The 25,554-nt window shown below is 59.7% G+C and carries 22 protein-coding genes; 4 read left to right on the top strand and 18 right to left on the bottom strand.

Annotated features, from left to right (window positions below; genetic code table 11):
• Nucleotides 1–156 precede the first annotated feature (156 nt).
• Entirely contained in the window at nt 157–486 is a 330-nt protein-coding gene (locus tag GIW48_RS19420) for a DUF6388 family protein (protein WP_169987799.1), read from the top strand.
• A 159-nt stretch (nt 487–645) separates the two neighbouring features.
• On the opposite strand, the gene GIW48_RS19415 is transcribed toward GIW48_RS19420, so the two are convergent.
• The 15 genes from GIW48_RS19415 to tssA form a co-directional block, all read right to left on the bottom strand.
• A complete protein-coding gene (locus GIW48_RS19415; RefSeq protein WP_099547829.1) occupies nt 646–1,488 on the bottom strand; it encodes a serine/threonine-protein kinase in 843 nt (280 codons plus the stop codon).
• Nucleotides 1,485–2,216 (bottom strand): PP2C family protein-serine/threonine phosphatase, encoded by a 732-nt coding sequence (locus GIW48_RS19410; RefSeq protein ID WP_236461318.1) that lies wholly within the window; start codon nt 2,214–2,216, stop codon nt 1,485–1,487. The genes GIW48_RS19415 and GIW48_RS19410 overlap by 4 nt, the downstream gene beginning before the upstream one ends.
• Entirely contained in the window at nt 2,213–5,590 is a 3,378-nt protein-coding gene (gene tssM / locus GIW48_RS19405; protein WP_236461320.1) for a type VI secretion system membrane subunit TssM, read from the bottom strand. The genes GIW48_RS19410 and tssM overlap by 4 nt, the downstream gene beginning before the upstream one ends.
• A 15-nt stretch (nt 5,591–5,605) precedes the next feature.
• Nucleotides 5,606–6,472 (bottom strand): type IVB secretion system protein IcmH/DotU, encoded by an 867-nt coding sequence (gene icmH, locus GIW48_RS19400; protein WP_138450039.1) that lies wholly within the window; start codon nt 6,470–6,472, stop codon nt 5,606–5,608.
• A 5-nt stretch (nt 6,473–6,477) separates the two neighbouring features.
• Nucleotides 6,478–7,806 (bottom strand): type VI secretion system baseplate subunit TssK, encoded by a 1,329-nt coding sequence (gene tssK / locus GIW48_RS19395; RefSeq protein ID WP_236461323.1) that lies wholly within the window; start codon nt 7,804–7,806, stop codon nt 6,478–6,480.
• Nucleotide 7,807: 1 nt separating this feature from the next.
• Nucleotides 7,808–8,290: a type VI secretion system lipoprotein TssJ gene (gene tssJ, locus GIW48_RS19390; RefSeq protein WP_017136823.1), complete on the bottom strand. Its 483-nt coding sequence runs from the start codon at nt 8,288–8,290 to the stop codon at nt 7,808–7,810.
• Nucleotides 8,287–9,480: a type VI secretion system-associated FHA domain protein TagH gene (tagH, locus tag GIW48_RS19385; RefSeq protein ID WP_177034430.1), complete on the bottom strand. Its 1,194-nt coding sequence runs from the start codon at nt 9,478–9,480 to the stop codon at nt 8,287–8,289. Before tagH ends, tssJ begins: the two co-directional genes overlap by 4 nt.
• 218 nt (nt 9,481–9,698) lie before the next feature.
• On the bottom strand, nt 9,699–11,228 hold the full coding sequence (locus tag GIW48_RS19375; protein ID WP_236461324.1) for a sigma-54 interaction domain-containing protein: 1,530 nt from the start codon (nt 11,226–11,228) through the stop codon (nt 9,699–9,701).
• Nucleotides 11,225–13,669 (bottom strand): AAA family ATPase, encoded by a 2,445-nt coding sequence (locus GIW48_RS19370; protein WP_236461327.1) that lies wholly within the window; start codon nt 13,667–13,669, stop codon nt 11,225–11,227. The genes GIW48_RS19375 and GIW48_RS19370 overlap by 4 nt, the downstream gene beginning before the upstream one ends.
• Before the next feature lie 6 nt (nt 13,670–13,675).
• A complete protein-coding gene (tssG, locus tag GIW48_RS19365) occupies nt 13,676–14,668 on the bottom strand; it encodes a type VI secretion system baseplate subunit TssG (protein WP_017136827.1) in 993 nt (330 codons plus the stop codon).
• On the bottom strand, nt 14,632–16,419 hold the full coding sequence (gene tssF / locus GIW48_RS19360) for a type VI secretion system baseplate subunit TssF (RefSeq protein ID WP_236461329.1): 1,788 nt from the start codon (nt 16,417–16,419) through the stop codon (nt 14,632–14,634). Before tssF ends, tssG begins: the two co-directional genes overlap by 37 nt.
• Complete coding sequence (gene tssE / locus GIW48_RS19355) at nt 16,409–16,828, bottom strand: type VI secretion system baseplate subunit TssE (protein WP_268935037.1); 420 nt, start codon at nt 16,826–16,828, stop codon at nt 16,409–16,411. Before tssE ends, tssF begins: the two co-directional genes overlap by 11 nt.
• On the bottom strand, nt 16,825–18,300 hold the full coding sequence (gene tssC / locus GIW48_RS19350; RefSeq protein WP_236461331.1) for a type VI secretion system contractile sheath large subunit: 1,476 nt from the start codon (nt 18,298–18,300) through the stop codon (nt 16,825–16,827). The genes tssE and tssC overlap by 4 nt, the downstream gene beginning before the upstream one ends.
• Nucleotides 18,301–18,326: 26 nt before the next feature.
• The gene (gene tssB, locus GIW48_RS19345) at nt 18,327–18,824 is read right to left on the bottom strand and encodes a type VI secretion system contractile sheath small subunit (protein ID WP_017136831.1); all 498 of its coding nucleotides are present in this window, start codon (nt 18,822–18,824) and stop codon (nt 18,327–18,329) included.
• A gap of 34 nt (nt 18,825–18,858) precedes the next feature.
• On the bottom strand, nt 18,859–20,442 hold the full coding sequence (tssA, locus tag GIW48_RS19340; protein ID WP_236461345.1) for a type VI secretion system protein TssA: 1,584 nt from the start codon (nt 20,440–20,442) through the stop codon (nt 18,859–18,861).
• Between the two features lie 479 nt (nt 20,443–20,921).
• Between tssA and GIW48_RS19335 the strand changes: the two genes are divergently transcribed.
• Nucleotides 20,922–21,437: an Hcp family type VI secretion system effector gene (locus GIW48_RS19335; RefSeq protein ID WP_017136833.1), complete on the top strand. Its 516-nt coding sequence runs from the start codon at nt 20,922–20,924 to the stop codon at nt 21,435–21,437.
• Between the two features lie 53 nt (nt 21,438–21,490).
• Here the strand turns inward: GIW48_RS19335 and GIW48_RS19330 are convergent, their stop codons facing one another.
• Nucleotides 21,491–22,312, bottom strand: coding sequence for an aldo/keto reductase (locus tag GIW48_RS19330; protein WP_236461334.1), 822 nt, complete (start codon nt 22,310–22,312; stop codon nt 21,491–21,493).
• A 106-nt stretch (nt 22,313–22,418) separates the two neighbouring features.
• Between GIW48_RS19330 and GIW48_RS19325 the strand changes: the two genes are divergently transcribed.
• Complete coding sequence (locus GIW48_RS19325; RefSeq protein ID WP_017136835.1) at nt 22,419–22,913, top strand: DUF1543 domain-containing protein; 495 nt, start codon at nt 22,419–22,421, stop codon at nt 22,911–22,913.
• A gap of 4 nt (nt 22,914–22,917) precedes the next feature.
• Here the strand turns inward: GIW48_RS19325 and GIW48_RS19320 are convergent, their stop codons facing one another.
• Entirely contained in the window at nt 22,918–23,463 is a 546-nt protein-coding gene (locus tag GIW48_RS19320; protein WP_177034415.1) for a GNAT family N-acetyltransferase, read from the bottom strand.
• A gap of 122 nt (nt 23,464–23,585) precedes the next feature.
• Between GIW48_RS19320 and GIW48_RS19315 the strand changes: the two genes are divergently transcribed.
• Nucleotides 23,586–24,263 carry a class I SAM-dependent methyltransferase gene (locus GIW48_RS19315; RefSeq protein ID WP_017136837.1) on the top strand — a complete coding sequence of 226 codons (678 nt, stop codon included), beginning with the start codon at nt 23,586–23,588 and terminating at the stop codon, nt 24,261–24,263.
• Nucleotides 24,264–24,266: 3 nt separating this feature from the next.
• On the opposite strand, the gene GIW48_RS19310 is transcribed toward GIW48_RS19315, so the two are convergent.
• Entirely contained in the window at nt 24,267–25,466 is a 1,200-nt protein-coding gene (locus GIW48_RS19310) for a TPM domain-containing protein (RefSeq protein ID WP_236461336.1), read from the bottom strand.
• Between the last annotated feature and the right edge of the window lie 88 nt (nt 25,467–25,554).

Below are 25,554 nucleotides of genomic sequence, written 5' to 3'. Positions count from 1 at the left end.
CGCGGTGTATCGGGGCCGTCGGGTCAGCGCTCAAACCCGTTTTCTCGATGCCCAGGCCAGCGACCCTGCCCGCCTACGCGGCGATTGCCCGCCAGCTGATTGCAAAGCCTTGTGCGTGACCCCATCTATTCACTTCATCCCATCAGGAGTAAGCCCTTGTCAGAACCCGGTGATAACCACCAGCGCGCCCTGGACCGTTTCTTGAATGAACACCCCCAGGTGGCTACGCAACTGGATACCCTCAACCCTCTGGCCGCCCAAGCCAAAGGCGAAACCCTCGCGCAGTATCGCGCCGAGCGCTTGCATGAAGCTTTCGAGGCCGAGGCTGAGCGCCAGAATCTGTTTGCCTGGGAGCTGACGCTCAAGTTGACGGCCGAGTCGGCTGAAACTTTTGAGGCTCAGCGCCTGGAAGTGCATAAAGAAGTCGCCCAGATGGCGGGGTTGGGGTGGGAAGAGTACTGCCGGCTGCATGAGTTGGCTGGGTAGGTCATGTGGGAGCTGGCTTGCCTGCGATGGCATCAACTCGGTGCACCTGACACACCGAGGTGTCTGCATCGCAGCGGTGCGACGATTCGACAAGCCAGCTCCCACAGAACAACCGATACACAGCGTAGGCCAAATCGATACCTTGGAAGGCCCCCATAGCTACCTAAACCAGCGCCATCGACAACGCGCCATAACCTCGCCCAACGCCTCCACGCTGATCGTTCGGCGCTCAGGATCCATCGCCAACGCCAAGCGCAAGGCTGGCCAGCACGCTGCGGGCAGCTGGCGGGGGCGCTCCAGCCGCTCAGTGGCCCGACGCTCGCCCAAGCGTTTGCCATGGGCCAACTCATACACCACACACGCCACCGCATACAGATCAGCACTCGCCGTCAATGCACCGCCCGCCAACAACTCCGGCGCAGCATAAGCCGGTGTCCAGGCATTAAAACGATCACGACTCACACTCGCCAGCCCTGCCATCGCCTCCGCCGTCGCCTGCCCGAGGCCGAAATCGAACAAACGAATGCCCTCTTCACCCACCATGATATTCACCGGCTTCACATCCCCATGCAGCACACCTTGGCGATGCACATACGCCACAGCATCCAGCAGCTGCACAGCCAGAGGCTGCAACTCACGCCACGGCAAGCCATCGGGACACTCCAGCAGCAGCCGGTCCAGGGTCATACCGTGCATTAACTCCATGCTGAAAAACGCGATCTGGCTGCTGATATCCACCTCAAACGCAAACATGCGTACCACGCGCTCATGCTGCAGGCTGCGGGTCAGGGCAAACTCGCTGTAGAGCAGCACATGTGCATCGGGCGCCAGGCGGAGATTCTCACCGAGCACCTTGATTGCCACGCTGGAACAGGGCTCGCCAAACTGCTCATGCAGCAGGTCGCGCGCCCGGTAGACCACACCCATGCCGCCCGAGCCCAACACGCGCTCCAGGTGATAACGCCCCGCCAGCAAGGTGGGCATGCCAGGTGCCGTGGTCATACGCGCACCACCACGGCCGTCAGGTCATCCCGCGCCGGCCCGCGTAGCGCCGCCGTGAACAGCCGCGCCACCACCTGTTGCGGCGTACCGCTGTCCATGGCGCTGCCCAGCTCGGCGTGCGTCATCGCCTGGTACATACCGTCACTGCACAGCACAAACACATCGCCTGGGTGCGCGCCCAACTCCAGCACCTCGAGTTTCAGCGGGTGCCGCGCGCCTATGGCGCGGGTCAATGCCCTGGCGTCGGGATGCGCCTGGGCCTGCGCCAGGCTCAATCGCTGCTCATCCATCAATTGGCGCAGCAGTGAGTGATCGCGCGACAGCTGATACAACCGCCCGCCTCGCCACAGGTAACAGCGGCTGTCCCCCGCCCAGATACACGCTGCGCGCCGGCCCTCCAGCAGCAGGACCACCACGGTACTGCCCATCCTGTCGTCGCGACCTGCGGCCGGCGGTGAGGTGTTATCCCCCCAACACTGATTGAGCCGTTGCAGGCATCGCCGCACCGCATCGATGCGCTGATCGAACGTACCGTGGACCGGCAACGCGGCAAGGCTGTCGACCACCCATTGGCTGGCCCTGTGTCCGGCCCGGTGGCCGCCCATACCGTCGGCAACCGCCCAGCAACCTTGTTGGGGGCAGTCGAGGAACGCATCTTCGTTGCGCTGCCTGGCCTTGCCACGTTGAGTACGTGCCGCGCTGTTTGCGGCGGCTTGCGGCGCGGTCACAGCCGCTCCGGCAAACGGAACGTGCGCCACGTGTCCATCTGAAACGGGCTGGGTGTGCGCTGGCTGACCAACAGGTAATTGGCACGCAAACCAGCGAGGTCGGACTTGAGTATTTGCGCATCGCGCCCACTGGCGGGCTCGCTGTACAGCAAGTCAAAAAACCGGAACAACGACCAGGCCCCGCTGTTCTTCTCGATGCCCAACGGCCGCTGTGCACCTCGTTCCAATACCAGGCTGCTGCGACCATTTTCCACCTCGCTGGGCCACTGGAACGTCACAGGCACAATCGGCCCATGACGGTACTCCAACTGCTGACCGCCAAAGCTCAACACCGCGCGGCTGACCGCCTGATCCAGGCTATAAGGTGCCAACGTAAATCGAACCGACAACTCGCCTGGGTCGCCACCAAAAAAACCACGGCGAATGGTCTGCGCTTTGCCGAGTTGTTCCAGCAGCGCGCGCGACATTGGCAGGCTCTGGCCTTCCAGGCCGCGCAAGCGATAACGCCCGCCGTCGGCGCTGATAAACGGGCGCAGGTAGGTTTCATGGAACCTTGCCAGCACGCCCTGGGGTTTAAAAAACTCCTCGAAGTCGCCCAGGGCCACGTCGCTGCTGGCATGGGCATTGAACGGGTAACGCTGGCGAATAGCCTTGGCATACAGGCTATACACCTCGCTCTGGTAGCGTTGGTTCACATGCGTATAGGCCTCATCGAACAAATGCCGCCAACTGTCGTCGGCAAGGCCCTCGACCCAACCTTTGAGCGGCAGCGGCAAACGTGCGGCAATATCGCGTAACTGTCCCAACCCAGGTTGTTGCCCTTCCATACGCCGTTTCACCATCTGGAAAGCCGCCTGCTCCGGTGACCCTTCGCGGTTCAGCGCTGCCATTTGCAGGTGCACAGCATCAAGCTGGCGCAACGCCTGGGTCAGTTGCTCACCCGGGTTTTGCTGCTCATCAAGCAGTTGATGCAAAGGCTCGAAACGGCGTTGCAAGGCGCGTCTTGCAGCGTCATCGCCTGTGGGCTTGGGCAAAACACCCGCGCGTACACGGGCAGCCATCGACTGAGCGATAGCCGCCACGTCACCGGCCTCGTGGGGCACCGCTGACATTGGGTCATCAGTGGATAGCAAACGGGTATTTTCACGCACCTGCTGTAACAACAACACCAGTGGTGATTGCGCCGAGGTGAGGCTCGCCAGTTGTTCGGCGTCCTGGCGCAGGTTTTCGGTTTCGCGTAATCGGATCTGGCCCAGGGCCTGGCTCCACGCATCGGCGTACTCGCTGAAATAGCGCTGTTCGAGCTCGACTATCAACCGGCGCAACTCCATCGCACTGAGGTCAGTCGCCTGCCCCAGCACCCAATTGTCCAGGACAATCGCGTTAACCAATCGCGGGCCTTGCTGGTCGAAATACTGCACATAGCGCTTGCTGTAAAACCCGGAAATCGGTTGGTCCAGCGCCATGAACACAGTGCCGTCGGTGAGACGGCTGGGCTCCAGCGTGTGCGATTGCTCGCGCAGCACGCGATATACCACGTCTGCCAGCGACTCTCCGCGCAGCACCTGGCGAGCCTGGGCGACCAGTTCATCATTGAGTGGCGCGGCAAAAGGTTGTTCAAGCAGCCGGCCGAAGTGCTCACTCAGGCGCGCCTGCGTCGAAGCCTCACCGGCATAGCGCTCGGACCACCGAGTCGCCACGCGCTCCGCCAGCCACCCGGCATCACGTCGCTCGCGCAGATTGAGCATCAGGTAGGCGCGCAGGTTATCCAGTAACCGTTCGCGATCCCCAAGGCTCGACCGCACCTGTTCTTCGAGCAGCGAAGCGACCTGGGCGACCATTTGCTGCAGGGCGTCGTTGTAGGCACTGACCAACGGTGGTCGGCTCACTTCACCCTGAAACAGTCCGGCTCTCTCCAGCACGCCGGCCTCTGACACCGGCGGAAACACCCGGGTGGCCGCCAGGCGATTGTCCAGCAATGTCAGTAACCCCAACGTATGGTCCGCATCGTCCGGGGCTGGCGTATTAACTTGACCTAACTGCGCCAACAGCTCCAGGCGTTGGTGGTTGATCCCATAGCTGTGCACCCAGAGCATGCCCGCCGCACCGATGACCAGTGCTACGGCGCTCGCCCATCCCGCCTGCTGCCAACGAATGCGTCGGTGCTCCTCGGCGTGCAGCCCCGCAAGATCGGCCTCGGCGAAAATCACCTGGTTGAAAAGACCTTGGACAAAGCGTTCGTGCCGCTCACCGGCACAGGTCAAATAGAAACCTCGCAACCCCTGGATGCGCTGATTGCGATGGGCGCAGAACGCAACTTCGATAAACAGGCATAAACGCTCACCGATGCGTGCCACCTGGGGCACAAAACCCAGCATCCAGCCACGGCGCTCGACATTGCGCTCCTGGTGCAGGCGCTGCACCAGTTCGCCACTCAGGCGCTGCAGCAACGTCTCGAACACCTGGCGCACCTGCGCCATAGGCACACCCGTGTGGCTGCCAGTGATCAGCTCACCGAGTACGCCCTCTGCGGCGCTGTCGTGCGGCGTATCAAAAAACGCGGTAAAGCCTGGGATGTGGTCAGCGTGGGTCAGCACCAGATAAACCGGAATATCGATATGCAGCGTCTGCTGGATATCTTGTAACCTGGAATGCACATGCCGTGCATGGCGCTCCAGATCATGCTCATTGCTGCCCAACAGCGTGTCCACCGACAACGTCACCACCACGCCGTTGAGTGGACGTACTCGCCGCCTGGACTTGAGCAGCCCGAGTAATGTTGACCAACCTGCGGCATCGACCGCGCGGTCGGGCTGGTCCAGGTAGCGTCCGGCACTCTCCATCAGGACGCCCTGATCGGCGAAGAACCAGTCACAGTAGGCGCTGGCCCCTGATGATGCGGCTTGAAGGTGATCCGGCGGGCGCTGCGAGCCATTCGCTGCCAGCAAAGCGCTCTTGCCGCTGCCTCGCTGTCCGATCAACAAGTACCAGGGCAGTTCGTTGCGTGAGCGCACGCTGCGCCCGAAATAGTGGCGAGATGTTTTCAAGGTGTGCAGCGCGTCCTTGAAACGGGCGCGTACCTGTTTGCGCTCATCCTCTACCAGCCCCGGATGCTGACGGTCGGCCCGGCTTTCGTCGGTTTTGGACCTTGCGCTGTGGCGTGCGCCCGCAATGACCATCGCCAGCCCCCATAGCAGAAACAGCCCGCTGATAGTCACGAGCCGAGCCGTAGCACCTTGCCAGAACCGGTGGTCATCCACCGCCAGCACAGGCCCGAAAAACCACACCAGGCACGCGCTGGAAAGCACCAGCAACAAGCTCCATACCCAAACGATGCGCAGCAGGTTGCCCGCGCCCTTGAAGAATGCGTTCATTCAATGTTCCCAGCGTTACAAGGGCGTCGGAGTCAGTTCCGGCGCCGAAGATTGAAAGGGTTGCAATGCATGGGCTCGCTCCTGCTCCAGTACCCAGGCAGTTGCCGAATACATCGCCAGCAAAGCGATCAAGCCCAACGCCACACACCAGGTTGCGGAGAGTGTGCGCAGCCGCTTGCGGCGTGCCGGCTCCGGCCGGGGAACAGAGGCGGACACAGACACCGGGTCGCCACGCACGTGTCTTATCTGGCGATACAAGGCGTCACGGACGCCCTCAAGCTCGGTCACGCCGCGCTCCATGACCCTGTATTTGCCTTCAAAACCCATCGACAGGCACAGGTACATCAGTTCCAGCATGGCCAAGTGCTTCACGGGGTCGCGAGACAGTCGCTCCAACAGCTGGAAAAACTTTTCGCCGCCAAAGGTTTCGTTGTGAAAACGGCTCAGCAGACTGATCTTCGACCAGTCGCTGCGACTTCCCCACGCCGTGGTGACTACCGCTTCATCAACGACGCTGCACAGCACATAGCGAGCAGCAATCACCTGAGCGCTTTCCATGCCTTCATGCTGGGCGCGGACCTCGAAGCGTGTGAGGCTTGCGGCCAGTCGCTCATTGAGCGTCTGCAGGTTTTCCCGACCGCTGCTGAGTTTAAGTTCAAGCACCTCGCACATCAGTTCCCAGGCCGCTGTCACCAGCGGGTTAAGGCCCACGTTGAAACGTTGAGCGCCCTGCACAGCGGCGGCGTAGACCATGCGGTCTTCCAACTGTTCAAAACGCGGTGGCGAGGGAAAGTCCGTCACCGGGCGCTGTACCGGGCCGTGGCCGTTACGATCCAGCAACACGGTTTTTTCATCCAGCGGGTAATCACTGTCCATGTTCATGCTGTTCAATTACTGATAGCCCAGAAGGTCAGTTCCAACTCGCTGAACTCGCCGCCGACATGGAACGCAAAACCACCCGATTGCTCCAACTGCGCGATATCCCGGGCACTGAGTTCGAGCATGAAATAGGTTTTACCGGCATGAAAAGGGATCTGGCGGGGCGCCACCGGCAGTGGTTTGACCTTGATGCCCGCCAGGTGCAGGTTGACCAGTTCGCGGATGCGCTCTACGGGACCGATCTTCAGATGGGCCGGCAAACGATGGCGCAGTTCTTCCGAGTCGCATTGAGCCGCGACTGCCAGGATGAATGTCGCGGTGCCCAGCAGCTTGAGATCGGCCACTGGGCAGACCATTACCCCATACTGGCGCTGTTGCAGTACCAGCTCCAGGGCATGCTGCTCAAAGACCATCGACAGCACTGTGCGCAACCCCGCCATCAACCCACGAAAACTCGCGCCCTGGTCGCCGTGGAGGTAGCGCACCTGCTGGGTGGCACGTTTGCTGTCGCTGGCAAACGTCGCCAATTCGCCCAGTATCGACAGCATCTCGCGGAACAACGCCTCTGAACGCACTTGCGCCTGGACCAGATAATGGCGCAACACCGGCTCGGTCCGATTGATCAGTTGCAGCATCAAAAAGTCCGCAATCTGCGCACCCGCCGTGGCGCCATTGCCGCCCATCCGCTCAGCAATCGCATCCCCCCGGCTGGCGAGCAGGCTGATCACTTCTTTGAGGCAGGACGAAACAAACCCCGAGCCCTGCACATAAATAAACGTCGGGGCAAAATCAGGCTCCATACGCAGCCCCTCTTCAGCAGAGCATTCCAGCACCTGGGCAATCTTCAGCTTCACGTAGACCTCATCCCCCGGCTGCTCACCCAGCAACAGGCGCAAATCCGGCCGTGCGCAACTGATCTGGCAACGAGCGTCCCGGCCCGCATTGGAGTCCGCCACTTCAATGTCACAGGCGATGTAGCGCGCCAACACCTCCGGCGCCTCCTGCGTGCGGGTTTCAACCTGATTGCCGGTCGTCATCGGTAACGCCAGGTACACCGATTGCCTACCCGCGTTGGCCGGCACCTCCAGCACCAGTGGCGCCATGGCGGTGGTCAACTCGAAAAGACTGCCATCCGGCAAAACGCCGCTGGCTTGATTGACCACCAGCTTGCCCAGGTTCAGGTATTGCAGGTCGATGTCCAGGCTCAGGAAACCCCAGGCATCACTGCCCAGCAAGCGAGTTCGATTAAGCTGCTGATGGTAATAACGGTCGTTATGTTGCAGGTGCTGGGGGCGCAGCAACATCCCTTCCTGCCAGATGACTTTATGAGCCTGCATATCAGTTCTCCTCCAGGCTGGCGAGCGGGTCGCCAGCACGGATACCCGCCTGGTCAAGCACCAGGTGCGCTCTTGTGACTTGCTGTGGCGCCAGCGCCAGCACCCAGCGCCATTGCACATGGGGTAAATCGCGGTACGCCGCAATGATGCCCACGTAACGGCTTTGCGGTTCGCTCCTGAGTTTGAGGGCCACCTGCTCGCCGGGGCGCAGCTCCAGCTCCTCGCTGCTCACCCAGTCTTTGGGCAGCGCCTGCTCGGCATGCCCATACAGGGTAAAAAAATCTGCGTTTTCGAATGCCACTGGATGCTTGAGTTCAAACAGCTGCACCACCACCGGCGAGGGGCGCCCATGCAGGTCGGGGTTCACTTCGTCACTGGCGGCCAGCGTCAAGTCGAGCTTGGTCAATGTGGAAAACGGTGACAGGTTGCTGCAACCACCCAGCAGCACCAATACAACCAAAAGAGGTAGGGCGACACGGGTCATGGGCATCCTCCCGAAGGTGTGGCAAACAACGCCGAGGCCAGGCGTACCTGCTCCTCATAGGCCTTGGAAAAGTTGCCGCGCAACAGGTCCGTATTCGATGCATTTTCTTCGACCACTCGTTGATAGTGGCGCTGGTAGGCCCGCCAATGCGCCCTGTCGGCAAAGAACCTCGGCACCTTGTCATCGCGCTCAAAACTGGCCAGCAAGTGGCCAGGGGCAAACGTCGCCAACGAGGTGCGCAGCGCCGTGCGGCATGCAACGAGCAGCGCGACCTGATGCACTTGCATTTGCCGGTACACCTGCGTAATGGCCGCTTCGGCGCAGGGTTGCGCCAACTCGCCCGTGCCCAGCAACGACGCCAACGCAGAGTCAATGCACAGGCTGTCTTTCAACGCGTTCGGACGTTTGATCAAGGTGCTCGCGTCCAGGTCCAATTCGTTGTGCAGTTCGTCGTGAGTGCGCAGGCTCTGTTGCAACCCATCAATCGCGTGCCTGAGTAAACCCGCAGCCTTAATCGCCAACGCCTCGCGGCCAGCGCAATCGAGCGCCTGCGCACTGACGCCCAACGCTTTGGCGAACTGCGCCCAGAACACTTCGTCGGCCTCGGGCGCCTGCGAGTCAGGCAAGACAGGTTCGACCCTCTCTACCAAAACGTCTGCCTGTGCAGGTAAGGTCAGGTAGTCGCGCTCAACATCGTCACCAGACATCCAGGCACTCGGTGCCTCTTGCACGTCGTTCAAGGCGTCCAGCTCGCACGGCGGTGCGCCGTGCATCGACTGGCGATCCCATTCTTGAACGGGGTCCAGGCCCAGGTAAGCATCATCGGGTATCACCCCGCCCGCAGTGGATAATGGCTGGCAATGCGACGCCACGCGCTCAATCAACCGCGCACGGATAGCAAATGGCCCCAACTGGAAAACATCACCCTCCACGATCAACCGCGCCTGCCCCTTTTGCAGCGACTTGCCACTGCTCACCGCACGGATACCGTTACTGCTGATATCCGTCAGGAAATAACGCGCGTCACGGTACGCGATCAACCCGTGGTGACTGGAAAGCAAGCGACTGGGGTCAGGAATACTCCAGTCGCAACCGGCTCCACGACCGACCACGCCGCCCACTCCATCGAACACCTTGCGCGGTGGCGGCTCATCGCCCCCGCCATCACACACTTCAAGCACTAATTGCATGAAAGGCTCCATTTCATTGGCCGCGACGGGTCGCTTGGGAGTCACCCAAAGGACGATAGTCAGCGTCATCAAACACATAATTGGCGCTGCAACCGCTCAGCAAACACAACACAAGCAGTACGGCTCGCCATGGACGATCAGGCATCGGGGTTCTCCCTGGTAGATAAAACAAGCGGGGCATCGCAGAGCCCATTAGCACGCCAGCGTGAATACACCATTCAGCATTCCCCTCGAGACGCGCCCATGGGGATATTCAAACGCGCAAGCCGGTACAGCAGCGTGCGACGCGCGACCCCAAGTTCACGCGCGGTGCGCGTTCGATTGCCACGGTTCTTGTGCAGGCAATCGATCAGAAAGACCCGTTCCACCCGCTCCAGGCGCTGACGCAGAGTCGCTTCGGCGGTCGTACCCGCGGGAGCCGACGACAGCGACAGGTGCTCAGGTAAAATCACCCCTTCATCACACAGCAGCACCGCCCGTTCCACCAGGCATTTGAGCTCACGCACATTGCCTGGGAAGGCGTGGCCGGAGAGCTGGTCAAGCGCGGCACTGGACCAACTGACCACCGGTTTTTCGAGTGCTGCGCAGACCTTTTCAGCAAAGTGCCGGGCAAGCTGCAGCACATCACCGTCACGCTCACGCAAGGCCGGTAATTGGATAGGGAACTGTGCCAATCGGTAATAGAGGTCCTCGCGAAAAGTCCCCTGGCTGACCATTGCCAGCAGGTCGCGATGGGTGGCGGCGATGATTCGCACGTCGACCTTGTGGGCGGTATTGGCGCCCAGGGGGCGCACCTCACCTTCTTGTAGAACTCTCAGCAGCTTTGCCTGCAGGGAGAGTGGCATATCGCCAATCTCATCCAGCAGCAGTGTGCCGCCATCAGCCGCGTCAAATAGCCCAGCATAGTTACGCTCCGCACCGGTAAACGCGCCTTTGCGGTAGCCGAACAGCTCACTCTCCAGCAAGCCCTCAGGGAAGGCTGCGCAGTTTTGCACGACAAACGCTCGCGTGCTGCGCGGGCCGGCGGCGTGAATCGCACGCGCCACCACCTCCTTGCCAGTGCCGGTTTCACCGTGCAACAGCACGGTAAAAGGCGCCTGCACAACCTTGCCGATGAGGTGACAGGTCGCTTCCATCGCGGTGCTGTTGCCGATCAAGCCATAGCCGCCTGTGACGGGCGCACAGCGCTGGGCAACAGCAGTGATGCGCCCAGGATGGGCAAGCCGGCGCAGAGTTAATTGGCCGAGGGCAAAGCTACCCAGTTGGCCCAACGACACGGCGTAGCCCTGCAATTGCGTCGGGCGCAGGCTGGCACAAAGCAGGACGCCGCACACCGCCTTGCTCCGGTTGAACAAGGGCAGGCATGTCAGCGCGTGCCAAGGCTGCGTCGCTACGGGGAGAAAACCGCTGTCATAGGCGCTGTTGCACAGTTCATCAATGGTCAGCTCCCGCCCCTGGTTAAGGACGTAGTGCAATAACTGCTGGTGTTGAACCTCCACAGTTGCAGCCCGCTCGCCTGAGGGTTCCCCGTCAGGAAAGTATTGAGCGATCAACCCCAACTGGCCGGTGGTTTCCTCCCAAGCATACAGTTGGCACAGGTCACACTCGCTCAACTGCGCAGCGGCCGTGACGCAAAGCTGCGCCAACGTCGATTCCTCACGCTCAAATCCCAGGCGGGTGAACCAGCCCAGCAGTTGGTCGGTGCAGGCCTGCGGACCAGGCAACGGCTTGAATGCGCTGTGCGTCATTGGCTGAACTCACACACAGGCACACCGCGGCCATCCAGCGTCGCGTGGGTGGCAGAGAGGGATTCGCCAACGGCCATCGCACTGAGCAGGCGATCAACGATCTGCGGCAGCAGGTGGGATTCGATCCACTGGTCGATATAACGCGCGCCACTGTCCTGGTGCATACAGCGTTCGACCATGTGCGTGACCAGTTCGGCGCTGTAGCTGAACACCAGTTCACGCGTGTGCAGCCGTTGGCCAAGGCGCGCAAGCTTGAGCCTTGCCACGTCCTGTAACCGTTCGCCTGCGAGCGGGTAATACGGCACGACACGCATCCGGGCAAGCAGAGCCGGCTTGAAGTGAGCGCGCAATACGGGGCGAATCACTTCCTCCAGCACCTCAGAATCAGGGCGCTGGCCATCGGCGCACAGTGCTGTGATGCAATCGCTGCCCAGGTTGGACGTCATCAGGATCAGCGTGTTACGGAAGTCGATTTCGCGACCTTCACCGTCATTGGCCAAGCCCTTGTCAAAGACCTGGTAGAACAGGTTCAGCACCTCTGGGTCGGCCTTCTCGACTTCATCGAGCAGCACCACTGAATAGGGGCGCTGGCGCACGGCCTCGGTCAGCACCCCGCCCTCGCCGTATCCAATGTAACCGGGAGGCGCTCCGATCAATCGGGACAGGGAGTGTTGCTCCTGGTATTCCGACATATTGAGCGTGATCACAAACCGCTCGCCGCCGTACAGCAAGTCCGCCAGCGCCAGCGCCGTCTCGGTCTTGCCGACCCCGCTTGGGCCGGCCAGCAAAAATACGCCTACTGGGGCCTCAGGATTATTAAGGCCTGCAGCCACCGCTCGCAGGTTGCGATCAAGCGCCTGCACCGCCGGTTCCTGCCCAATAATTCGCTCGCGCAGGGCATCGGCAAAACCCGGGATGCGCTCACTGTGCTCCAACGCCAGTTGCTCGACCGGAATACCGGTCCAGCCACTGATGACCTGAGCGACCACCCGTGGGCAGACCTCGTGACTGGCTTGCTGCTGTTCACGCTGCATCCAGCCCTGCTCGGCTTGCTGGCGCTCAAGCTCGAGGGCGTCCAGACGCCGGACCAGTGTTTGCAACGCTGGCTGGTCAACTGACAAGCCTGCTTGAACATCGCGCTCAAGCGCCACGCGCTGCTGTGTGCTCTCGGCCAATTCAGCGCACAGCTGCTGCAACGCCTCAGGCGCCGCCGTCAGGCTAATGCGCACTTGCGCACAGGCTGTATCCAGTACATCGACGGCCTTGTCCGGCAACTGACGCCCCGCGAGGTAACGAGCGCTCAGTTGCGCTGCCGCCACCACCGCATCGTCGCGTACATAGACGCCATGGCTGGCTTCATACACCGGCACCAACCCGCGCAAAATGGAAACTGCCGCCGCCACACTCGGCTCGCCAACCTTCACCGGCTGGAAGCGCCGTGCCAGCGCAGGGTCTTTTTCGATGTATTTTTTGTACTCGGACCAGGTCGTGGCTGCGATTGTGCGCAATTGACCGCGCGCCAGGGCGGGCTTGAGCAAATTGGCGGCATCGCCCCCACCCACCTGCCCGCCGGCACCCACCAGGGTATGTGCCTCATCAATAAACAGGATCACGGCCTGTGGTGAGGCGTTGACCTCGTCGATCACACCTTTGAGCCGCCGTTCGAACTCGCCCTTGATGCTGGCGCCGGCCTGCAACAAGCCCATATCCAAGGTCAGTATGCGTACGCCCTTGAGTGGCTCGGGCACCTGTGAGGCAACCACTCGCAAAGCGAGCCCTTCGACGATGGCGGTCTTACCCACGCCCGCGTCTCCCACCAGGATCGGGTTGTTCTTACGCCGACGCACAAGGATATCGATCAATTGACGGATCTCTGCGTCGCGGCAAAGTACCGGGTCGATACGGCCTTCGCGGGCTTGATGCGTCAGGTCGTGGGTAAAGCGCTCCAGCAGCGACTCGCCTGGTCGCAAAGGGCCAGTTCCAGATCCCTGGCTCAACAAAAAATCCAGCACCCGTTGCGCGTCCAAACGACTCAGCAATTGCTGATAACCACTGCCCGCGTGTTGCAGTGGATGGCGCAGAAGTGCCAGCAATAAAGCACCGGCATCGACTTCAACCTGCCCCAGTTCAAGGTGGCCAACCATTAATGCTTGTTGCAACCACTGCACGAGTGCCGGGGCAAACACCGGGCTGCGCGATGCACTGTGTTCACCTTTGAGCTGCAGCATGGCCTGAAGCTCGCCTGGAGCGATCTCGGCATCCGCCAGAGCCCTGGCCAAAGGACCATCAGGGTGTTCCAGCAGTGTCAGCAGCAGGTCCTCAACCAACACTTCCTTGCCACCGCGCGTAACACATCGTTCGGCTGCCCGAGCCAAGTCAACGCGCGTTTGCGGGGTCAAGGTCCGGATCAGTTGTTGCAGGTCTACATTCATCATAATCATCAGTCCCTAATCAGAGTGGCTGGCCAGAGTGACCACACCGTCGGCACGCTCGTACCCCAACCAACTGGTCCAACCGAGACGACATACGTTGCGCTCGCCAATATGCAATGGCCGCACTTCACCCTCGGCCAGTACCAGGCGCACGTCATAGTCCAATGGCACCCGCAGCATCAGGCGAACCAGCGAGCACAACGGTTTGCACGCGCTGCCGGCGGGTAGAAACGTGTGAAAGCGCTGCCAGCTCAAGCCCTCGACATGCACCCTGAACTTGCCGCTGCGATCGGCAACCCGGTGCCCGAGCAGCAGGTCTTCGCCAAGCACGTTATTGGCCGTACCGAGTTGATTGCGTTGCTGTTGGGCGATGACCACCGTGCGTTCGACCCATTGTTCAATGAACAAACGACTGTGCTTGAAGTAATGGCGCAGCACCGTTTCGATCAAGGTTGCCGAATGCGCTCGCAGGCTCAGCAGCCCCAGGTACGGCAACAACCGCTTGCAGTCCAATTGCGCCGCGTCTCGAATCTGGCGGCTGCCCAGCCCGACCAGCGCAAACATCTGCGCGGAAAAAGCATCACTGGCGTCGGTGCGAAAACTCGCTCGATAGCGATACTTACGCCAGATCGGCAACATCAACCTCTGCAGGCGGTGGTGAAATACGTCGAGAAAGCCACGGCTGACGCTGCCACTCGCCTGCTCTTGATAAAACCCAGGCAATGGCGAACCGGCGCCAAACAAGCCGAGCACGTTAAGACGCAGGCGCGCGCGTAACTGTCCGTGCTCGACAAAAAAAACCACCCGGTCAATGTCGTGCCCAGGGAAACCCAAGCTTGGGTTGGCCTGGAACTCGAGCAGGTCATATAACGCGTCGTCATCCAGTGAAGGATGGCTGTCGCGCAGGCGCTCAATCACCTGCAGTACCGCCTGGAATAACGAATACTCGCGAATTGTGCGTGCTAGAGCAGTCAAAGCAGGGCCTGCCGACCCATCCGGGGTGGCCATAGATACACGTCTCCTTGTGTGCTGGTGACCCGCAGTTCGTGATACGAATTGAGGCCGGCGTATAGGGCAAAAAACTCATTGAGTGCCGAGGCGAAGACAAACAGGTCGCCCTGGCCGGCAAAGCCGTTGACGTCAATACTCAAGTCGACCTGCAGGCCGCGTATCGGCAGCCCACGATGTATTCGATCGACGGCTTGATGACGGATGGACTTCAACGCATCCAGTCTTCGCTGGCTGACGTTGTGTGCCTGTCGATCGTGATAGCGCGGCAAGTCGTATGTCTGGAGGATGACTTTCAAGGCACGGGTATCGGTCAACGAGAGGTAGTTGAGCGACATGTTGCTGATCAGTTTCCAGAGGAAGTCCTGGTCCAAAGGCGGAGCAAAGCTTGCCGTCGGCGCACAGATATTGCGAAACGTCAGGAATTCCGGGGTTTGTTCACAGGGCTGATTGATCTCTCCCACCTGCAGCAGCCGTGGCAAGTTGTGGTTGGTGCAGGTCAATTCAATCGAAAGGGTTTCCTGCTCATTGCCTGGGCCAGTGCCAAAACTCAACCAGGTATCCAGTTCGGCACTTTGCACCGACGAGCGCTGACGAATGCTGTAGCTGGGCGTGCGCGCCGAAGTGGCATTGCCACTGCCATGCTCGAAGGATTCGAACGGCACATACGCCTGGTAGCCCAGTCCACCCGGGCGCCATCCGGTCACCTGGTCCACGGAAAAGACCGCGGCATTGCCCCGCGCTATGCCACCCGGCAGCAGCAGGTACTCATCCTGCTTGCCATCGAGGCGAATGGGCGCTGCATCGTGCTTGAACAGGTTGGCAATCGGCGTGCAATACAGCTTTACGTTGTCCAGAGTGGGGCGATGCGCCGCATGCGCGGGGTGGTTTAACTTGAAACGCAGCTCTATACATCTCGCCTGCTTGCGCAATTCATTTGGCAACGCCTCTAACGCATCCAGCCCCAGTACATCGACAAACAGATACTTGTCCGTAAACGCAAAATATTCCTGCAGATGGCGATAACCGCAAAAGGTGTTGGCGGGATAGGGAATCAGTGCATGCTCCTCATCGAACCCCACCGGTTTTACCTGGCTTGCAGCAAGCCGCAGCGACAACGGCTGGCCATCGCGATCCTTGATCACAACCCCTTCGTGGTCAAAGAGCCGCAATTCGATGCCTTCCAGATGACGCAACAAGCTCAGGTACAAGCCTTGGCTCACCTGTCGATCACCCGCCAGGTGCAAACGCAATTGATCGAACGCCAACTGGCTCAAATTGCCCTCGACGCTCATCTCCATGTGCAGGTTGAGGAGCGTTTGTGCTCCCTGGGACACGTACTCCAGGCGACTCAGTTGCAACGCCAGCACCTGGGTGGCGTAGCAGGTACGAAAGCGGCAGCGCTCACCATTGACCAGCACGCTTTCAACCGGCGTGTCCCGTTCTACGCTCACCGTGGTGCACGCATGTTTCAACGGGTCAAATTGCAAGATACTGAACGCCGGCAGTGGCCGCATATAGTTGGGCCACAGCAGATGCATCAATGAGTGAGTCAGCTCTGGAAGCTCGTCGGCAAGCTTCTGGCGCAAGCGCCCGGTCAGAAAGGCGAAGCCTTCCAATAGACGCTCTACATCCGGGTCCTGGCCTGAGTCGGCGAGAAAAGGTGCCAAGGCTGGGTTGCGTTCAGCAAAACGCCGCCCAAGTTGGCGCAAGGCACTGAGCTCACTTTGGTAAAAGTGGTTAAAGGACATCAGGCAGTACCTCAACCCGACCACCACCGGCCAACTGCGCGTTAAAAACCACTGGTTGCATAACGCCGTCGATGAGCAGTGTTGCCTCAATCACAAACGCCAGGACCAAGGGGTTGCCGGTATCGGGTAAGCCCCTGACACGCACATTCGAAAGACGTGGTTCGTAAACCTGGATGAAACGCTCAATCGACAGGCGCGACTGACTCAATGACTCATGCAGGCTCAAGCGCATGTCATTGAGGTCGGGCAGCCCATAGTCAGGCAGCGTCAAGACACTGCCTGCACGTGTGCCGAGCATGTTCTCCAAGTGCGCGGCAATCGACGCTACACTTCCGGCCCTGGCGGATGCCAGGCCTTCGAGACGCTCAAAAAGGCTGCGATAGTCGGGTATCCCCTGCCCCTTTCTCATTCTTTGTCGAGTTTGCCGACGAGGGACAGGGTGAAGTCCGCGCCCATGTACTTGAAGTGCGGTCGCACACTGAGGTTAACGCGGTACCAGCCAGGTTCGCCCTCAACATCACTGACCACGATGCGGGCAGCCCGCAATGGGCGCCGCCCACGCACTTCGGCGCTGGGGTTTTCCTGGTCGGCAACGTATTGGCGAATCCATTTGTTGAGCTCCAGCTCAAGGTCGGTACGCTCCTTCCATGAACCCAACTGCTCACGCTGCAACACCTTGAGATAATGCGCCAGCCGGTTGACCACCATCATGTAGGGCAGTTGTGTTCCCAGGCGGTAGTTCAATTCCGCTTCCTTGCCCTCGGCACTGCTGCCGAAATACTTGGGTTTTTGTACTGAACTGGCGGAAAAGAACGCCGCGTTATCACTGCCTTTGCGCATGGTCAGGGCAATAAAACCTTCCTGTGCGAGTTCGTACTCGCGACGGTCAGAGACCAGCACTTCGGTCGGGATCTTGGTTTCAATTTCAACCATGCTCTGGAAATGATGCAGGGGCAGGTCTTCCACTGTCCCACCGCTTTGCGGGCCAATAATGTTCGGGCACCAGCGAAACCGGGCAAAACTGTCCGTCAGCCGGGTGGCAAAGGCAAACGCGGTATTGCCCCACAAATAGTGTTCGTGGCTGTTGACCACGTTTTCCTGGTAGGCAAATGTCTTGACCGGGCACTCAAGGGGATCGTAAGGGGTACGCAACAGGAACCGCGGCACGGTCAGGCCAATGTAACGAGCGTCTTCGCTCTGACGAAAGCTTTGCCATTTGGCAAATTGCGGCCCCTCGAAATGATCCTTGAGGTCCTTCATGTCAGGCAGACCGGTAAAGCTTTCCAAACCGAAAAAGCTCGGCCCTGCGGCGGCAATAAACGGTGCATGGGCCATGCAGGCAACACTGGAAACGTATTGCATCAGCTTCACATCCGGCGCGCTGGGCCCAAGGAAGTAGTTGGCAATGATGGCGCCCACGGGCTGGCCGCCGAACTGACCATACTCGGCACTGTAGATATGCTTGTAGAGCCCGGACTGGGTGGTTTCCGGGGAGTCTTCGAAATCGTCCAGCAGGTCCTGTCGTGAGACGTTCAGCAGTTCGATCTTGATGTTCTCGCGAAAATTGGTGCGATCGACGAGCAGTTGCAACCCTCTCCACGAAGCTTCCAGTGCCTGGAAATCCGGGTGATGAAGAATTTCATCCATTTGCTCGCTGAGCTTCATGTCGATCTCGGCGATCATTCGATCGACCAGACGCTTCTTGACCGGCTCGCCGCTGTTGTGCGGTTTGACAAGCTCTTCGATAAACGCCGAGACACCGCGTTTGGCAATGCTGTAGGCCTCGTCATCCGCGCTCAGCAGTGTTTGGGCAATGATGGTATCGAGAATGCTGTGCTCGTCAGCCACTCGGGTGGGTAGCGGATGCTGTTGGGTGGTCATGGCGTCAGTGTCCTTTACTGAAAATGTCAGGCGGTGGGGTCACTCAACCCCAATTCGGTCAATACACGTGCGCGGGAGTCGTCATCCGCCAGCGCCTGTTCGATCGCCTTGCGAAAGCTCGGCGTGTTACCCAATGGCCCCTTGAGGGCCATCAGTGCTTCACGCAGCGCCATGAGTTTTTGCAGCTCCGGGATCTGCTCGACCAGGTTCGCCGGGGTAAAATCCTTCATCGAGTTGACCCGCACCTGGATCGACAGTGCTTCGATATCGGGCAGTTCCTGCAGGCGATTAGGCACACTTAGCGTCAACGCCAGTGCCTGTTTGGCCAGCACGTCATCAAAGGTGTTCTTGTCGATACCGATAGGCTTGCGGTCTTCGAGCTTGCGTGGGTCTTCGCGCTGGGCGAAGTCACCCAGCACCAGCAATTTCAGAGGTAGCTCAACCTCTTCCTGGGCGCCCCCGACGGCGGGCTTGAAGGTGATATTGATGCGTTCCTTGGGTGCTACCGAACCTTCTTTGGCCACGGTAAATCTCCTTTTTTCGAGGGGGTTCAAAAGCCTATTCAAGTACCGCTTCAACATCGAAGTGGCAGAGCCTTCGGTGGGTAGTTTCCTTACGCTCGCGTATGGCCTGGCTTTGCGGCAAAAGCTCGCAACAGCGATACAAAAGCTGCGCAACCTGCAGTGCCAGTTCCGGCTCCCAGCGATCCAGACCGGCGCGCTGAAGCTCGTGGTCCAAGTCTTCGAGCTGCACCTTCGCCAGCTCTTGCTTGCCTGCCGATACGCACAACCGCGCCAGTGCCAGACGCCAATGAAAACGCGCGCGCTCGCTGCGTGCGGTGTGCATGCCCTGCTTGAGTTCGTGTATTGCCTCCTTGAGCCCGTCCTTACGCAACCTGGGCATGACCTCTTGCAAGGCCGCTTCCCAGGGTTCGGCGTTGGCATCCACAACCACGCCGGACGGCGCAGGCGGCTGCAAGTGTCGAGCGACCTGAAGCGTGATCCAGTCCCGGGTAGCGGTATCGGCAAACGGCGCACCGTCGTGAAATTTGAATTCGGGCAGGTCTGGCAAACGTTTCAATAACAGCGCGAAGCTGACTTCCAGTTCGGTCATGGCCAGATCGGCCTGCAAGGCGTCAAGGCATTCCCAGACCATGCGCAAGCCGTCAAACCAGAACAACGCACCCGCCAGGCTGGCCTCAAGTTCAAGCAACAGGTCGCCGTAATGCCCTTGGGCAAAACGCTCCCGGTAGCGCTTGAGCTTGTCGGGCGTCGGGCCACGAAGCACCGTGAGCCGGTCACTGTCAGCGTCCGGGTAGCTGTTGAGTGCCAGCCAGGTCAGTGTCCGGTTAAGCCGCAAGGCGCGCAGGTCGGTCGCATCCTGGCGCAGCCACCAGTTGCACAAGTGCCGGCCATGTTCCTGTAAGGCGCGCAGTGATTTGTGGGCTTCTTTTTCACTGGCTATCGTCTGGTTACCCGTTTTGTCGTGACCCGTTGCCGACTCGGGGATCAGCAGCCGCGTCGTCGCCTGCTTGACCTGAGCAGTCACAAGCGCCGAACCGGCTTCTGACAGCTCCACTTCTACGGCCTGCTCCAAGCGCTGCGTCAATTGCCTGCGCAGCGGCAACAACGTCGGTGCCTCATCACTCAAATGCGCAGACCAAAGCTCATCGAGGTGCGTCAGGTGCTCAAGCATGCGGCGAAACAATGGCTGCTGGTCCTTGAGCGAAAAGCTTTGTGCAAATACCTGCTCCAGGCGTAGCGCCAACCAGCCCAGTGCTGCGCCACGGGTGCGTAATTTTGCCGGATAGACAACCGCCCAATGGTGCTCGCATAAATGACGTATCAACCCGAGGCCCGCCACCAGCCCCGGCAAGGATTCACGCTGGTACAGCGCCCAAGTCAACCAGGCCGCCACCCGCAGATCCTTGGTGTGCTGACGCAGCAGGCACTCGCTGATGTGCATGACCTCCTGCCAGTCCGGCTGGGTGCTGACATGTATCGATTGCACTTTGCCAAGCTCGGACTCCAAGGCCTCATATTCACTTGAAAAGCGCATATCGCTGCCTGCAAAGTTACCCTGCGAACAGGGCACCAAGGCAAGTTCAAGATAATAGCCACACAAAGCGCCTGAATAATCCATTTTGGACCGCACACCATTTAAAACAATTAAATTCTGCACACCTGAAGCACACTCAGGCGCAAAAAACACGATTATAAAAACCTCGCCACTCTCTCCACGAAGTTCGCAAACACTAGCTGGACAAATAACATCCGGCAAGTGTCAAATCGGCACTTAAGGATTTTCCTACAAGCCCCTAAATCATTGGCGTGCGCACCATTTTGCGCAGCAAAACCAGCACGCCATGCTCAATTAACCCTCTCCTCCAATAAGCACACGAAAAAACTAGACGAGCAAATTAATGCACACTTCTGCGCAACCAATTTCATTTAAATCGGATTAAAACATCCACCTCCTTAATGAAATCAAGCTCAATAACAAGCAACCCCCTGCTTTTACTGGGCTTGTTAATTTCAGGCACGCTTCTTGTTATAGGAACTTGCCCAGCCGGCACAACTGCCGCTGGGCACTACTTCAACCATCAGGCAAGGAAACCCGTCATGCCAACACCCGCATACCTTTCGATCACCGGTGTCAAACAAGGACTGATTACGGCAGGCACGTTTACCCAGGACTCGGTAGGCAACATTTATCAGGAGGGCCACGAAGACCAGATCCTGGTCCAGGCTTTTTCGCATCAAGTGATCATTCCCCGTGACCCGCAATCCGGTCAGCCAACCGGCCAAAGGGTTCACAAACCGCTGATGATCAGCAAGGTCTTCGATAAATCATCGCCCCTGCTGTTCAGCGCGCTGACCAGTGGCGAAGAAGTCAAATGCCAACTGCAATGGTTCCGCACCTCCTCGGCCGGCACCCAGGAGCACTATTTCACCATCGAGCTTGAGGGTGCGACCATCGTGGACATCCAGTCACGCATGCCCAACTGCCAGGCACCGGAAAACGCGCACTTCACGCATTTGGAAGATGTGCATTTCACCTATCGCAAGATCATCTGGACGCACGAAGTGGCGGGTACTTCCGGCTCGGACGACTGGCGTAGCCCGGTCGCCGGCTAACCCTGGGTGACGCAGAAACGCCGGCCATGGACGGCAGCGTTTCTGCGCGCTTGCTACACCATTGACAGTGGATGCTTGCGCTTGGGTGCACCGAACACGCGGTCGATCGCATCCAGATCGTGCTCATCCAGCACCAGTTTCGCGGCATTTGCGTTCAGCCGCACATGCTCGGGGCTCACCGCCTTGGGAATGGCAATCACACCCTCCTGACGCAGTACCCAGGCCAGGGCGATCTGTGCGGGTGTGGCCTCATGTCGGTGGGCAATTTGCTTGAGCGTCGGGCTGGACAGCAGTTCGCCGCCCTGGGCGATTGGGCAGTACGCCATCAGTGGCAAATGGTGCTGTTGCCACCATGGCAACAGGTCGAACTCGATACCCCGCTCTTCGATGTTGTAGAGCACCTGGTTGGTGGCACACGCGGGGGATGCAAGTTCCTGCAGGTCGGCGACGTCGAAGTTGGAAACACCCCAACGACCGATCTTGCCTGCCTCGCGCAGACGTTCGAACGCTTCGACGGTTTCTTCGAGCGGGTACTGGCCGCGCCAGTGCAACAGGTACAGGTCGATATAATCAGTGCCCAGCCGCTGAAGGCTGGCGTCACAGGCACGCGGCACGCCCTTGTGGCTGGCATTGTGAGGGTAGATTTTACTGACCAGGAACACCTGGTCGCGCTTGCCACGAATGGCCTCGCCTACCACCTTTTCGGCGCCACCTTCGCCGTACATTTCAGCGGTGTCGATCAGGCTCATGCCCTCGTCGATACCCAATTGCAACGCGGCGACTTCAGCTTTGCGCAGGTCCGGGTTTTCACCCATGCGCCAGGTGCCTTGGCCGATGACAGGCACGGGAACACCGGCCAGATCAATGGTGCGCATAACAACCTCCTGATGAGTTGGCGAATTAACAGTGTGGCACTGACCGGACAAAAGGGTTCAATCGAAGTATGGTTAGCCTTTACCCAATCACCAGGCAGGACCTGTAATGCTGTTTGTTGTCATGCTCGGGGGCAAGCACCCAAGGGCCAAAATCGAAGTTCACGATGTGGTGTTCGCAGTGGCGGACACGCTGCAAGCCACCTACCCGCAATTGCGAGACGGCTGGTTCGGCAGCCCCAAGGGCATGCATATCGACGCCTGGATGGCCGTCGATGGCGTAGACGGCTGGAAAGTCGAACTCAGCCAAATGGCGCCGCCTGCCGGAGCCCATCACCTGTACTTCATCAACCTGGGTGGTTATGAAGCCAAGGTGTTCGGCGAGGCCCACCATTACTTACTGGTGGTGGCTCGCGACAAACAGGAAGCCAAGCGCAAAGGCCAGCAGCAGCTATTGCAGCACTGGTCGCAGGCCCATACCGATGGCGTGATGGATATTGACGACTGCCTGCCTATCGATCTGGTGGACGGTCGCTATGTTCACCTGGTGCCAGGCGCGCACCAGCCGATCATCCAACAGAACGACTACATCACCCTGCCCTGAGCCTTTATGTACAGGGCGCCAAGGTTTTGCCAAACAAACGATTGCCATGGGTTTCCCCTTGGAAGGTATAGGTCGGCGACCCCAGCACCGCGTAACCCCGTCGGGGGTAAAAACCCAGCGCGCGCTCATTGCCCACCCACACGGTTGCCCACACGAAAGACGCCCCGCCCAGCACCGCGCGCTGTTCTGCCGCCTGCAGCAACCGATAGCCAATTCCCTGGCCGGTAAATCGCTCCTGGATGTAGAGGCGCTGCAACTCGGCGGCATCTGAAGCTGTGATCATCGAATGAGTGGCGTGGAGTTTGATCTGGGCAAAGCCAACAAGGTGGCCATTCGACTCAGCCACCACCAGCGAGAGACCGGGTTGTATCAGCAGTTGGGTGATGGTCTGCGGCGCAAAGGCTTGCAGCGCCTCTCTGGCAATCGAGGCGCGGATACCTTGGGTCGCGTAAGTATCGAGAAACACCTGCATACCGAGCACGCCGATGCATAAGGCGTCCTCGGCAGTGGCATCCCGAACAGTAATGGGCGGCGGGTTGATAACAGGCATTGAGTCTCCGTACTCAAGGGGTGCAGGGATCAACGTTTTACCACGAATGCAGCCAACAGCAATTGCCTCTACCGATGGGCCGCAGTAGGGTTTACGCCTCGCCCAATCTGCAGGAGCCCGCCATGAGCTTTTTTTCCGACCCTGATGCCGTCGCCCGCTACGCCGAAGGCCCTGTGCGTCTGGTACCGGGCTTCGATGGCTTGCAACGGATGACCATCCTGCTGCTGCGTGAAACTGTTCCAGCGACCGGCAGCGTGTTGGTATTGGGCGCCGGGGGCGGCCTGGAGCTAAAACGGTTTGCCGACGCCGAGCCAGGCTGGCGCTTTACAGGCGTCGACCCGTCGGCCGAGATGCTGAAGTTGGCGCAGGCGACACTGGGCCCTTTAAATGAGCGCGTGCAGTTGCACGAGGGTTATATCGATACCGCCCCATTGGGTCCCTTTGACGGCGCCACCTGCTTGCTGACCTTGCACTTCATTCCAGAAGAGGAACGCCTGCAAACCCTCAAGGCCTTGTGGCAACGGTTGCTACCCGGAGCACCGCTGATCGTGGCGCACCACAGTTTCCCCCAGGCACCGCAGGAAAAAAGCCGCTGGTTGAAGCGTTACGCCGCGTTTGCGGTGGACTCGGGCGTGCCGGCCGAGGATGCAGAGCGCGCGATTACCGCGATCAGCGCCAAATTGCCGGTACTGTCACCCGCACAAGATGCAGCCTTGATGGTTGAAGCCGGGTTCGAAGGCGTGGAGCTGTTCTACGCCGGCTTCAGTTTCAAAGGATGGGTAGGTTATAAACCGCGCTAGCGCTTACCAACTACCAGATGCCCCACCGCCACCACTGGAACCACCGCCTCCGGACGAACTGCTGCTTGAACTGGAGCTGCCTGAGCTTGAGCCAGACCCGCCGCCCGAACCCGAGCCGCCATCGGAAATACTCTGCAAAAACACTATAAACGCCACCACCGAAGCGGCGGGTATGGCGATGATCCAGCCTTGATAACCGTGCCCCAGCAGTAACCCGACTGCCACATACACCGCTACCACCGCCGCCACCCGCACGAAGAAGAAGCGCGGGCTATTCTTCCAGGATTGGTGGATAACGAAAAACAGTCCCATATACAACGCCAGCACCAACGCGCAGCCAAACGGCCACACCAGCCAATGGACGAAGTTGACGGCCACGAAATGGTCGACCACCAGCAGCCCGGCAACGTAGGCCAGCACCCCAATCACGCAATAAAACACGGTGCGCGCCAGCCATAAGGCGCCGAAAGTCGCGCCGCCAATCAGCAGGGTCAGCGGCAACACCAGCAGGTACATCGGCCAGTCGCGACCGCCCCCATACAGCGTCAACAGTACCGTAACCGCCACGGTGGCGATTAACGCCGGGCGCCACGGCAGCTTGCCGGCGGCGATCAGCACACCGCCGACGCCTCCCAAGATAAACGCCAACAGCACCGCAATGGCCTGCGGGTTGACCTCAGGCCCCACCGGCTTGGGCAGGTCGCCGCCGTCTACCAGCACGCCCAGGTCATCGACGGCCTGTTGAATCCCTCCCGCATAGTCACCCTGGCGAAACGCCGGGGTGATGTGCTCTTCGATGATGCGGTGGGCCAGCAGGTCGGTGACCGTGCCTTCCAGGCCGTAACCTACTTCGATACGCACGGTGTGGTCGTTTTTAGCCACTACCAGCAGGATGCCGTCATTGACGTCCTTGCGCCCCAGTTTCCAGGCACGGAACAGTTGGTTGGCAAAGTCTTCGATGGTTGCGCCGCCGGTGGTGGGCACCAGCAGCACGGCAACCTGGGCGCCCTTGCGTTGTTCGAGGGCGGCGAGTTGAGCCTTCAAGCGCTCGGTTGTGCCGTTATCCAACGTATTGGTGAGGTCGATCACCCGTTGATCGAGGGCGACCTTGATCGGCGAAGTGTCCGCCTGGGCACTGGTCAACAGGCCGATAAACACCAGCGCCAGCAGACTCAAGACGGATTGGCGCAAATACAGCCGCATGTTTTGTTACCTGAAGTTTCTTCGAGGAGGCGTCGACTTTACCTTATAGACGTATAACGCGTGACCCCACGCCCGCGACTATCTAAAC

This window comes from Pseudomonas sp. PA-6-3C (assembly GCF_021605825.1).
GTDB classification, from domain to species: Bacteria; Pseudomonadota; Gammaproteobacteria; order Pseudomonadales; family Pseudomonadaceae; genus Aquipseudomonas; species Aquipseudomonas edaphica.
Note: the sequence above shows the minus strand (reverse complement) of the source record. Positions and strands in the feature narration are given on the sequence as shown.

Coding starts and splice junctions, on each gene's coding strand:
- GIW48_RS19415 (WP_099547829.1), bottom strand. CDS start 1,488: ATGACCACGGCACCTGGCATGCCCACCTTGCTGGCGGGGCGTTATCAC.
- tssM (WP_236461320.1), bottom strand. CDS start 5,590: ATGAACGCATTCTTCAAGGGCGCGGGCAACCTGCTGCGCATCGTTTGG.
- icmH (WP_138450039.1), bottom strand. CDS start 6,472: ATGAACATGGACAGTGATTACCCGCTGGATGAAAAAACCGTGTTGCTG.
- tssK (WP_236461323.1), bottom strand. CDS start 7,806: ATGCAGGCTCATAAAGTCATCTGGCAGGAAGGGATGTTGCTGCGCCCC.
- tssJ (WP_017136823.1), bottom strand. CDS start 8,290: ATGACCCGTGTCGCCCTACCTCTTTTGGTTGTATTGGTGCTGCTGGGT.
- tagH (WP_177034430.1), bottom strand. CDS start 9,480: ATGCAATTAGTGCTTGAAGTGTGTGATGGCGGGGGCGATGAGCCGCCA.
- GIW48_RS19375 (WP_236461324.1), bottom strand. CDS start 11,228: ATGACGCACAGCGCATTCAAGCCGTTGCCTGGTCCGCAGGCCTGCACC.
- GIW48_RS19370 (WP_236461327.1), bottom strand. CDS start 13,669: ATGATTATGATGAATGTAGACCTGCAACAACTGATCCGGACCTTGACC.
- tssG (WP_017136827.1), bottom strand. CDS start 14,668: ATGGCCACCCCGGATGGGTCGGCAGGCCCTGCTTTGACTGCTCTAGCA.
- tssF (WP_236461329.1), bottom strand. CDS start 16,419: ATGTCCTTTAACCACTTTTACCAAAGTGAGCTCAGTGCCTTGCGCCAA.
- tssE (WP_268935037.1), bottom strand. CDS start 16,828: ATGAGAAAGGGGCAGGGGATACCCGACTATCGCAGCCTTTTTGAGCGT.
- tssC (WP_236461331.1), bottom strand. CDS start 18,300: ATGACCACCCAACAGCATCCGCTACCCACCCGAGTGGCTGACGAGCAC.
- tssA (WP_236461345.1), bottom strand. CDS start 20,442: ATGGATTATTCAGGCGCTTTGTGTGGCTATTATCTTGAACTTGCCTTG.
- GIW48_RS19335 (WP_017136833.1), top strand. CDS start 20,922: ATGCCAACACCCGCATACCTTTCGATCACCGGTGTCAAACAAGGACTG.
- GIW48_RS19330 (WP_236461334.1), bottom strand. CDS start 22,312: ATGCGCACCATTGATCTGGCCGGTGTTCCCGTGCCTGTCATCGGCCAA.
- GIW48_RS19325 (WP_017136835.1), top strand. CDS start 22,419: ATGCTGTTTGTTGTCATGCTCGGGGGCAAGCACCCAAGGGCCAAAATC.
- GIW48_RS19320 (WP_177034415.1), bottom strand. CDS start 23,463: ATGCCTGTTATCAACCCGCCGCCCATTACTGTTCGGGATGCCACTGCC.
- GIW48_RS19315 (WP_017136837.1), top strand. CDS start 23,586: ATGAGCTTTTTTTCCGACCCTGATGCCGTCGCCCGCTACGCCGAAGGC.
- GIW48_RS19310 (WP_236461336.1), bottom strand. CDS start 25,466: ATGCGGCTGTATTTGCGCCAATCCGTCTTGAGTCTGCTGGCGCTGGTG.